Below are 10,306 nucleotides of genomic sequence, written 5' to 3'. Positions count from 1 at the left end.
GCCTAACGGCTAAAAAGTTAGGCGAATCAACGCTTGCGGAATTCCGCAAGCGACTATATATATATAGTTTATAAGGAGTGATTGATTTGAAAATATACATAACAAGACATGGTGAAACAGAATGGAATAAAGAACTTAGAATGCAGGGATGGAAAAATTCTAATCTCACAGAAAAAGGTATTGAAGATGCCAAAAGCCTTGGAAAGCATCTTAAAAATATAGATTTTGATTTAATTTATAGTAGTCCTCTAAAAAGGGCTTTAGATACAGCTAAGTACATTCGAGGAATGAAAAATACAAAAATAGTAATAAATGAAAATTTTAAAGAAATGAATTTTGGATTATGGGAAGGGATGAATGAAGAAGAACTAACAAAACAATATCCAAAAGAATATGAAACCTTTATCCAAAAGCCACAATTTTTTAAACCTTTTGGCGGAGAAACTTTCACAGAGCTTGTAAAAAGAATAGAAAAAGGCTTATATGATGTTATTGATAATAACATCAATACAGACAATATACTAATTGTAGCTCATGCTGTTGTTATTAAGGCTATTATGAAAATAGTTAAAGGATATGGAATTGAAAAATTCTGGAGTCTTCCATTCATACGTGGTACAAGCATTACCGTTTTAGAAGTAGAAAATAGAAATATAAAAATTTTATTAGAGGGTGATACATCACATGTACTCTAAACTGCAAAAGTTGAGATTTTAAATATAAGTATATATAATATAATTATTAAAATAGAAGTTGAGGTGTTTTATAATGAAATTTAAATTTGATCATAACAATATTAATGTTTTAGACTTAGAAAAAAGTATTAAATTTTACAAAGAAGCTCTTGGGCTAGAGGAAGTAAGAAGACATCATTCTTCAGATGGAAGCTTTACATTAGCATTTTTAAAGTCAAGTGAGGGAGACCATCAAATTGAGCTTACATGGCTTAAGGATAGAAAAGAGCCATATAATTTAGGAGATAATGAAATACATATGGCGGTAAGAACAGATGCCTATGAAGCTGCTCATAAAAAGCATAAAGAAATGGGCTGTATATGCTATGAAAATGAACAAATGGGACTTTATTTTATAGCAGATCCAGATGGATATTGGACTGAAATATTACCTTTTAAAGCATCAGAAATTAAATAGGTTAGTATCAAACAATCTCATATAACTTTTACCATGGCAAAGTTGATTTAAGTGAGAGGCGGGATGTATTTTGAATAAATTAAAAATACATTATTTGTATAATAGTGGATTTTGTGTAGAAACTCAAAACTATATATTTATATTTGATTATTATAACGATAAATGTTCAAAAAATGAAAAATCACTAAAAAACGGAGTCATAAGTGAAGATTTGCTAAAAACTGAAAAAGCAATATATGTTTTTACATCTCATAGCCACTATGATCATTTCAATCCTTTAATATTTGACTTCACTAAATTGAATTCTAATGTAAAGTACATCTTAAGCAATGATATAAAAAGCTTAAGAGAAGATGTAAATTCCTTTATTGTAAAAAAAGGTGAAACAATAAAAATAGATAATTTAATTGTGAAAGTATATGGGTCTACAGATGAAGGTGTATCTTTTTTAGTAAATTTCAATGATTTTAATATATTTCATGCAGGAGATTTAAATTGGTGGCATTGGAAAGAAGATAGTTCTGAAGATAATAAAAATGCTGAAAAATGGTTTAAAGAAGAAATAAATCTTATAAAAGGTGAAAAAATTGATATAGCATTTTTCCCAGTTGATGCAAGACAAGAAGAATTTTTCTACCTTGGTGGAAAATATTTCATAGAAAATCTGCAACCCAAAATTTTTATTCCTATGCATTTTAGAGAAGACTTTTGGGTAACACAAGAGTTCAAAACAATGATGAATGAATCCTCTACAAGGATTTACAATATACCATATAGAGGATTTGCGATAGAACTTTAATCTCACAATTTAAAAAATTCGAAGCATTCTTTTAGAGGACATTTGACAGAGGACAGAGGACAATGAAGGTGAGTTTTTCTCCTTACGTCGGAAAACTAATTTATCTGATGGCTATCTAATGTAACACTTCCACTTTTATTAAATTGGAAGCTAACAGTAGCTACGCCCCTAGATAATTCATCTAAACTTAGTGGGATAATTCCCACTAAGTAAGATTCATTGATTTTTAAAGCTTGTTTTGCTAACGCAAAACAAGCTTTAAATTTATTAGTCATCAATGTTTCGCCTTAGCGAAACGAATCATCAAACTTTTAATTAAAGATTTTCTGTAGCAAAGCGGAGGAAAATCATCCTTCACTGTTCTCTGTCAATTGTCCTCTGTCCTCTAAAAAAGTTGTGTCACATTGTGCTTAAATTGTAAAAAATGCGTGAACAATTATTTTACTTATTTTTACTCATTTTCTTGATTTTTCAATATAGTAAACATTTACATGCTAGTTTTTATATTTTTATAAATTGTTGAAAAATTATTATTATTATATTATAATATCATATGTTGTTCAAATTATTATTATGGAGATGAAATTTATGAAAGAACAAATCGAATCACTTAGAGAAAGCTTACATAAGTTGCTAGAAGTAGATAAATGCTTATGCTCAAATGAGATAGTAAAACTTAGTCAAGAATTGGACAAGCTTATTTATGCATATTATTCTTGTGCTGCAGAGATATAAATTATACTTGCAATTATTAGTACTAATATTAATAATATATTATTAAAAGTTTTATAGATTAAATTTATTTTAATACATTACATATGTATTAATTTATTTTTTTCTGGACTTTTTTAACTTTCTATCGTAAATTATATAACTTAAACAAAAAATAATCTTATTAAATAAATGGATCATTAATCAAGTAATTCTAAGACTCAGGTGGAGTTTGCTTGTGAGGAATACCTCTCTGAGTCTTAAAAAAACTTATCCCGGCGTGTAGCAGTGCTTATTATTAATACTTAATTCTAAATTTAATATGAGTTTTACAACCCAACAGTTTTTAAACTATTTGTGGTTTTCTACTCTCCTGCCAAACCACTATCTTTGAACTGTTTTACAAACTTCTCACTTAATCTATTTGCTTTCTCCTTAAAGAATACTCCAAAGAATATAGAAATCAAAAAGAATATTAATAATACCACTATATTCTTAATTAAAGCTTGTGGCAAAATTCCTCCCACAGCCTCTCTCATAGCTCCTATAGCATAGGTAAATGGTAGTATAGGATTTATATTCTGGAAAAAATGAGGCATTAATTCTATTGGAAAAGTACCTCCAGAGGCTGAAACTTGCAATACCATTGCTACCATAGCTAAAGCCTTACCTATATTTCTTAAAACAGATACCAAAGTGTAAATAATCATAGTAAATACAATACTTGTATATACACCTAACATTACATATACAATAGGAGATACAACATAGGTTTTTAAAAGAACTAGATTACCTATAGTTGTAACTATTGCCTGCATAATTGCAATAGTTACAAAAGTAAGATATCTTCCAAAAAATTGCTCTCTTGCGCTAAATTCTACACCATCTTCAAAGCTTTTAACTTCCACAGATAATAGTGAAAGTAATATAAATGCACCTACCCAGAGAGCTAGTGTAGTGTAAAATGGAGACATAGCTGAACCATAATTAGGAATTGGGTAAATTCTATTTTGCTTTAAATCTATAGGATTTGCTAAAAAATCACTTTCTTTTTTTGCATCTTTTTTTAGTATTTTAGTAATTTCATTAAATTTTTCATCTTCACTAAGGCCTTTTAACTTTTCCGAATTTGAATGTATATCTTGTTGTATTTTAGGAAACTTATCTTTTAATTCTTTCAATCTATTCACACTAGAACCTGATGCAGTGTTTATGCCTCCTATTAAACTGCTAATTAATGGCATATTTGTCTGCATATTTTGCAGCATTTTCACTGAATCATCCGATAATCCAATAAAGTTTTTTAAAGACTGATCAATAGCTGGAGCTGTTTCACTATCAAAATTATCAATCATATTACCCAATGTGCTTGAAATTTTATTAGCTCCTTGTATAGCTGAATTTATATCTCCAGGTAGCACTTGACTTCCACGATCTATAGTATCAATAAGCAAACTTATAAAATTTTGCTGATCTGACATCTGATTTCTAACATTTGAAAGATTATTAATAAAATTTTCCAATCTATTATTGCTTAAAGCATTATTTATTGAATTTAATAAGCTTAAGATCTGATCAAGTTTTTTCACACCATCTCCATATTTATCTCTAACATCTACTAGAATTTTCCTAGTAGCTCCAGTATCTGATGACTTTAAATCTTGAAGCTGTTTCAAAAGAGTTTCTGTATTATCTGATACATTTTTTACAAGAGATAAATTAGTCTTTACAAATGGAGAAATAGCCTGTAAAGATTGCTGTGTTTTATTAACATAACCATTTCCTGTTTGAGCAATACTTAAAGTTTTATTCAATGCATCTGATGTAACAGGTAAGCTATTTTGAACATTCTGCATATATTTTCGAAAATCCAAAGATTGCGAATAAAAACCATCTATATCTTTACTAATTTCAGGCATACTGCTATCTACACTAACGATAACATCTATAATATTTTTAAGTTCTGGTTTCATACTTTCCAATTCAATTCCAAATTGATTGAGATAGGATAAAATAGTATTACTGGATGTTTCAATAAAATTTCTAGTAATTTCTTCTTGCAAATTAGTTGCTCCTTTTTGAGTAATTTTAGGAGCTATAGCATTTCTTTTTTCATTAACTGAATATATTAATTCTCCTTTCTTTGGAGTATCTTGAGTTACAACGGAAAGAAGATTTTGAGAAAAATCTTTTGGTATAGTTAAGCTAGCATAGTATTTTCCATATTTCACTCCATTTTCAGCTTCACTTTCACTAACAAATTTCCATCCAATAGCTTGGTTATCCGCTAATTTTTTTACTACATCTCCTCCAACATTTATCTTTACATTTCTAAATTCTGTTCCCTTATCTAAATTTACGACTGCAACTGAAAGACCTTTTGTATTAGCATATGGGTCCCAACAAGCTTTAATATTAAACCATGAATAAAGTGAAGGCAATATAGTTAAAGCTATAATTATAGCTAATGTTACATAGCTTGTTAATATGTTTTTCATATCTCTTTTATATATCCTAAAAACATTTTTTATATGATTCTTAAAAATACTGAAAATATTTTTCATGTAACTAATTTTCCTCCTTTTAGAAATAATCAATAAAATCTAACCATTATTCTTATAGTTTATGCACTATTAGCCTTTCTATTAAATGTACATAAGTCTTTTTTATTTAATCACTATATCATTAAATTAAAAATTAGTAAATATGTTAACTAATTATTTTTATAAATTTCACATATGCTCTTCTACTACTAAAATAAATTTACAAATTAATCTTAATAATATATTATTAAAAAGGTAAAAACTATCCAGTAAGGAGATCAGATATGGAAAACTATTTTAATGATTCAAATATATGTATAAAAGAAGAAATAGAATTCAAAAATGCAGGAGAATATAAAATTAATATTGATAATACTCTTAAAAATATGATTTCAAAGAATGAAAGGATATGTTTTGCTATTATAGCCGAAAGGTCAGGTGTAACTCGTTTTGTAATAAGGCAGTATCCTGAACTAAGGAACTGTATCCTTGAAAAAATGACCTATTATAAAGAAATTCAGATTATAGATAAAAAAATAAACAGATCACTTAGAAACCTATTAAAAAATAATAAAACTGTGACTTTTATGTCATTAATAAACAAGTCCAAATTTACCACAGAAACTGTTTATCACAATGAATACATAAAGCAGAAAATTCGCAGCGTGATAATTGATAATGTTAAAAAAAAGGAGTGTTTTTATGAATCCACCGATTAAAGACCAAATACACGTTCTTGTAGTTGATGACGAAGAAAGCATAGTTGAATTTATAAAAATGGGATTAGAAGATGAGGGCTTTATTGTGCATACTGCTTTTGATGGTTATGAGGCAATTTCATTAGCAAAACAATTAAATCCTAACATAATAATATTAGATATCATGCTTCCAGGTATCAATGGATATGAAGTATGTTCTGAAATAAAAAAATGGGTGAATACATCTATTATTATGCTTACTGCCAAAGATGATATAGATGATCGTGTAAAAGGCTTAGATTTAGGCGCAGATGATTATATGATTAAACCTTTTAGCTTTAAAGAATTATTGGCTAGAATAAATGCTAGATTGCGTAATAATCTTCCTGAATTAAATGATGTTATGTCTATAGGAAGCTTCTATTTGAACGATAAGGCTCATGAGATATATTTCAAGAATAATCTTTTAGAGTTGTCTCCTACTGAATACAATTTATTAAAATATTTACTTTTTAATAATGGTTTGGTTTTAAGCAAGCCTACAATTTTGGAAAAGGTTTGGGGTTTTGATTTTAATGGAGATGTAAACATTGTTGAAGTATATATAAGATACCTTAGAGATAAAATTGGTGACAATGAACATAATATTATACGTACCATAAGAGGAGTAGGATATAAGGTGGTTATATAATGAAAAGCAAGTTTAATATGATAAAAACTCAAAGCCTACAGTGGAAACTTTTATCCAGATTTTTTTTGATATTAATGTTTCTGCTGTTAATAATGGAATCTTATCAATATATAACTATGAAGAAGTATTTATATAAAAGTAACGAAGAAGTTTTGGAGTACAGATTCAGAAATGTTCCAATATCTGACACGAAGAATATTCAAACCTCAAAAGATCTTATAGAAAATTCATCAATGCTTATAGAAAAAATGCTAGATGGTAATATAAGTGTATCTGTTATTGATAATAATGGAAACATAATTGCTAGCGATAGTAAAAGTAAAGATTTAGAAATGCACAAAAACCCCAATTACAATTTAGATAAACATGAAAGCGATGGTGACAATAAACTAAGATATCCTATTTCAATTCCTAAGCTTCCACAAGATCTTTATATAAAACAGATTCGTAAAAATGGAAACTTAGATGGATATATACTAGCTAGAGATGAAAATAAAAATTTACAAATAATTATTTTACGTAAACTTGGAAATGGTAATTCAAGTGCTGGGTTAATTCAATTAAGCACTCCAGCAGGTCCAATTGAAGACATACTTCTAAAGCAAATATACACGTATATTGGTGCTTCTATTTTAGTACTAATTGTAGGTGCTTTACTTGGATTAACAATTTTCAAATATACCTTAAAACCACTTCATAATGTAACTAATACCGTAAAAAAAATAAATGTAGATGAACTAAATACTCGTTTGCCCTTAGAAACTGGACAAATTGAAATTGATACACTGTCAAAGGCTTTTAATGATATGCTTCAGCGTATAGAAATATTCTTTGAACAAGAACAATACATTAAAGAAAAAATGAGACAATTTATTTCCGATGCTTCTCATGAATTAAGAACTCCTCTTACTTCAATTCATGGATTCGTAGAAGTTTTGTTAAGAGGTGCTGCAAAGGACGAAAAAAAATTGAATTTAGCATTAAATAGTATTTTAATTGAAAGTGAACGTCTTACTAAATTAGTTAATGATTTATTATTATTAACTAGACTAGAAAGAAAAGTTCCTGTAGAGATGAAGAAAGAAAATATTAGCCATATTGTAGAAGAAGTTTATCCTCAATTACAAATACTAGCGAAGGAAAGAAAACTTTTATTACAATTAGAAGATAACCTATTTATTACTGGAAATAGAAATCAATTTAAACAAGTTATTTTTAATTTAGTTCAAAATGCTGTACATCATACTAATGAAAAGAATGGAGTTATTAATATAAGCACAAGTCTTATACAAGAATCCAAAAACAAATTTATAGTACTAAAAATATCTGATAATGGAACTGGTATACCTAAAGAACAGCTAAACAGTATATTTGATAGATTTTTCAGAAGTGAATCTCACAGATCTCGTAAACATGGTGGTTATGGTTTAGGTCTTTCTATAGTTAAATCCATAATAGAAGCCCATGATGGAAAAATTGAGGTAGTTAGTGATTTAGGCTTAGGTGCTGCTTTTATTATATATTTAAAACCATTTGTAGAAACAAATGATAAAAAAACAAGATGATTTATTGAATCATCTTGTTTAGCTTTTCTTACTTAAATATGTTATCAAAGAAGCTTCTGATAGCAGCCCATATTTTACCAAAAAAACTCTTAGCTTCATCACTTTGTAAAGTTGTCTTTAATTGATCTGTAACGCCATTTAACTGACTCTTTAAATCATTAAAATTCAAATTTAAACCGTTTATCTTATTCATTAAAGAAGTTAAATTCTTTATGTCAGCATCACTTAAATTGTAATTATATTTTCCAGTTACATCTTTTACTATTTTTTCTACCTGTTCTTCATTTTTAGGCTTTTCTTTAACTACTTCTTTCTTTACTTCATTTACTAATCCAGCTGCTTTATCTTGTCCAATTTTTTCGCCTAAATTACCAGTAGTAACCAATTCTGCATTAGCAGCTTCTTTTTTATTTTCATCAATCTTCTTTCCACCAGTACTATTTTCAAAACCCTTTAATATTCCTGTAAGAGCAGCTGTACCAGATACATTAAATGGAGCTGCTGCTTTAACATTAGCATTTTTTATGCCTGCAGTAATTAACGCATTTCTTATCATACTTTCATTAACCCAGTATATATTATGTGTTGATATTTTTAATCCGCCTTCATTAGTAGGCTCTACATAAGAACAAGATATGGATCTAGTTCCTAATTGCTTTTCAGTAGCTACCCCTTTTAAATACTTAGCTTCTTCATCACTATTAACTTCAAGTACATTTGCTTCCTCTTTAGTAACACCAAAGTATTTAAGCATTTCCTGTTTTTGACTATCAGTTAAATCTGCTCCTAATGTAACATTTTTATAAGCATCAGCATGAACCTGACTCAATGGCATATACATTGCTACAGTCATAACAATGAACATAACTAGTAACTTACTCATAATCACTTTAAATTTCATAATTTTAGTCTCACCTTTGCCTTTCATGAAACTACCAAAATAAATTAATCTAAAATCAGAATAAACTTTACTCTTGCTAAATTTTTTTATTTGGCAGCATTTAAAATAACATTTATTATTATAGTATAACTTTACTTCTCAGTCTATTAAATAATTATTAACCTTTACTTTTTTATGGTATAGGTCAAATTTTAATACTGAATATCTTTTAAGCACAAACCTTTTGCTGCTGCCATAGGACCTGCTTCTGCTCTTTTCTTTTCATATAAAATTTTCTCTACATCTGATGGTTTAAGAGTTCCTTTGCCTACCTCTAAAAGAGTACCTACAATAATTCTCACCATATTTAACAAAAAAGAATTTCCATTTACCTCTATTTTTATCATGCCATGATCTTCTGTTATACTTATGTAATTAATAGTTCTAACAGTAGATTTAGTATTAGACTTTAAACTAGTAAAGCTTTGAAAATCATGAGTTCCTATTAATAATTCCGCTGCATCTCTCATTTCATTTAAATTAAGCTTTTCTTCAACATGGTAAACATATTTTCTATTAAATACATTTCTACATTTATTATTATTTATTGTATATAAATAAGTTTTTGATTTTGCATTATACCTTGCATGAAATCTGTCGCTTGTATCGTTTAATGATTTAACTACAATGTCTTCAGGTAAAAACTCATATAGATAATTTAACATATCTTCTACAGTCAATAAGGAATTAGTATGAAAATTTGCTACATAATTTTCAGCATGAACTCCTGTATCAGTTCTTCCACAACCTACGACTTGAATATCCTCTTCTGCCATTTTAGATAGTACATTTTCTATTTTATCCTGTATAGTTGATACATTATTATTATCCTTATGATTTTGTTTTTGCCATCCTTTATATCTACTTCCGTCATATTGTATTAACATTCTTAAATTTCTCATATGAAACCTCCTCTAATTTATCTGATGACTACCGTATAATAAATTATATGAAACTTTGTAAACATATAATAACACTGATTTTACATATATTCTATACATTTACCATAATTTATTTTATTTTATCCCATCGCTACCATTGCTAATACCCCCAGATAAGCACTGATACGCACCTGGATAAGTTCTTCTAAGACTCAGATGCGAGATATTACTAACAAGTAAATTCAACCTGAGTCTAAGAATCACTTGATAAAAAAGAGGCCTTTGGGCCTCGTTGTTGCTGTCGCTCTCTAAAAATAAGGCGGCAG

General features: G+C 28.2%; 11 protein-coding genes. 7 read left to right on the top strand and 4 right to left on the bottom strand.

Annotated features, from left to right (window positions below):
* Nucleotides 1-86 precede the first annotated feature (86 nt).
* From EG57_RS0223435 to EG57_RS0223425, 3 genes are all read left to right on the top strand, one after another.
* A complete protein-coding gene (locus EG57_RS0223435) occupies nucleotides 87-695 on the top strand; it encodes a histidine phosphatase family protein (RefSeq protein WP_032079508.1) in 609 nt (202 codons plus the stop codon).
* A gap of 73 nt (nucleotides 696-768) precedes the next feature.
* Nucleotides 769-1,152, top strand: coding sequence for a VOC family protein (locus tag EG57_RS0223430; protein ID WP_032079507.1), 384 nt, complete (start codon nucleotides 769-771; stop codon nucleotides 1,150-1,152).
* A 70-nt stretch (nucleotides 1,153-1,222) separates the two neighbouring features.
* On the top strand, nucleotides 1,223-1,951 hold the full coding sequence (locus EG57_RS0223425) for an MBL fold metallo-hydrolase (protein WP_032079506.1): 729 nt from the start codon (nucleotides 1,223-1,225) through the stop codon (nucleotides 1,949-1,951).
* A 95-nt stretch (nucleotides 1,952-2,046) separates the two neighbouring features.
* Here the strand turns inward: EG57_RS0223425 and EG57_RS26665 are convergent, their stop codons facing one another.
* Nucleotides 2,047-2,226 (bottom strand): hypothetical protein, encoded by a 180-nt coding sequence (locus EG57_RS26665; protein WP_032079505.1) that lies wholly within the window; start codon nucleotides 2,224-2,226, stop codon nucleotides 2,047-2,049.
* Nucleotides 2,227-2,539: 313 nt separating this feature from the next.
* Between EG57_RS26665 and EG57_RS26095 the strand changes: the two genes are divergently transcribed.
* The gene (locus EG57_RS26095; protein WP_084572315.1) at nucleotides 2,540-2,686 is read left to right on the top strand and encodes an aspartyl-phosphate phosphatase Spo0E family protein; all 147 of its coding nucleotides are present in this window, start codon (nucleotides 2,540-2,542) and stop codon (nucleotides 2,684-2,686) included.
* 341 nt (nucleotides 2,687-3,027) lie between these two features.
* Here the strand turns inward: EG57_RS26095 and EG57_RS0223415 are convergent, their stop codons facing one another.
* A complete protein-coding gene (locus tag EG57_RS0223415) occupies nucleotides 3,028-5,226 on the bottom strand; it encodes a YhgE/Pip domain-containing protein (RefSeq protein WP_108849505.1) in 2,199 nt (732 codons plus the stop codon).
* A gap of 263 nt (nucleotides 5,227-5,489) precedes the next feature.
* On the opposite strand from EG57_RS0223415, the gene EG57_RS0223410 reads away from it, so the two are divergent.
* Genes EG57_RS0223410 through EG57_RS0223400 form a run of 3 tightly spaced genes read left to right on the top strand, consistent with a single transcriptional unit; the run spans nucleotide 5,490 to nucleotide 8,159 of the window.
* A complete protein-coding gene (locus tag EG57_RS0223410; RefSeq protein WP_052038064.1) occupies nucleotides 5,490-5,924 on the top strand; it encodes a hypothetical protein in 435 nt (144 codons plus the stop codon).
* Entirely contained in the window at nucleotides 5,908-6,594 is a 687-nt protein-coding gene (locus tag EG57_RS0223405; protein ID WP_032079504.1) for a response regulator transcription factor, read from the top strand. Before EG57_RS0223410 ends, EG57_RS0223405 begins: the two co-directional genes overlap by 17 nt.
* Nucleotides 6,594-8,159 carry a sensor histidine kinase gene (locus EG57_RS0223400; protein WP_032079503.1) on the top strand — a complete coding sequence of 522 codons (1,566 nt, stop codon included), beginning with the start codon at nucleotides 6,594-6,596 and terminating at the stop codon, nucleotides 8,157-8,159. The genes EG57_RS0223405 and EG57_RS0223400 overlap by 1 nt, the downstream gene beginning before the upstream one ends.
* Before the next feature lie 28 nt (nucleotides 8,160-8,187).
* Here the strand turns inward: EG57_RS0223400 and EG57_RS0223395 are convergent, their stop codons facing one another.
* Nucleotides 8,188-9,060, bottom strand: a complete 873-nt coding sequence (locus tag EG57_RS0223395; protein WP_032079510.1) for a DUF1002 domain-containing protein — start codon at nucleotides 9,058-9,060, stop codon at nucleotides 8,188-8,190.
* A gap of 191 nt (nucleotides 9,061-9,251) precedes the next feature.
* Entirely contained in the window at nucleotides 9,252-10,001 is a 750-nt protein-coding gene (gene truA, locus EG57_RS0223390) for a tRNA pseudouridine(38-40) synthase TruA (RefSeq protein ID WP_200880606.1), read from the bottom strand.
* Between the last annotated feature and the right edge of the window lie 305 nt (nucleotides 10,002-10,306).

It is taken from the genome of Clostridium drakei, assembly GCF_000633595.2.
Taxonomy (GTDB): Bacteria; Bacillota; Clostridia; order Clostridiales; family Clostridiaceae; genus Clostridium_AM; species Clostridium_AM drakei.
This window is presented reverse-complemented; position numbering and strand designations above follow the sequence as displayed.

Coding starts and splice junctions, on each gene's coding strand:
- EG57_RS0223430 (WP_032079507.1), top strand. CDS start 769: ATGAAATTTAAATTTGATCATAACAATATTAATGTTTTAGACTTAGAA.
- EG57_RS26665 (WP_032079505.1), bottom strand. CDS start 2,226: ATGACTAATAAATTTAAAGCTTGTTTTGCGTTAGCAAAACAAGCTTTA.
- EG57_RS26095 (WP_084572315.1), top strand. CDS start 2,540: ATGAAAGAACAAATCGAATCACTTAGAGAAAGCTTACATAAGTTGCTA.
- EG57_RS0223415 (WP_108849505.1), bottom strand. CDS start 5,226: ATGAAAAATATTTTCAGTATTTTTAAGAATCATATAAAAAATGTTTTT.
- EG57_RS0223410 (WP_052038064.1), top strand. CDS start 5,490: ATGGAAAACTATTTTAATGATTCAAATATATGTATAAAAGAAGAAATA.
- EG57_RS0223405 (WP_032079504.1), top strand. CDS start 5,908: ATGAATCCACCGATTAAAGACCAAATACACGTTCTTGTAGTTGATGAC.
- EG57_RS0223400 (WP_032079503.1), top strand. CDS start 6,594: ATGAAAAGCAAGTTTAATATGATAAAAACTCAAAGCCTACAGTGGAAA.
- EG57_RS0223395 (WP_032079510.1), bottom strand. CDS start 9,060: ATGAAATTTAAAGTGATTATGAGTAAGTTACTAGTTATGTTCATTGTT.
- truA (WP_200880606.1), bottom strand. CDS start 10,001: ATGAGAAATTTAAGAATGTTAATACAATATGACGGAAGTAGATATAAA.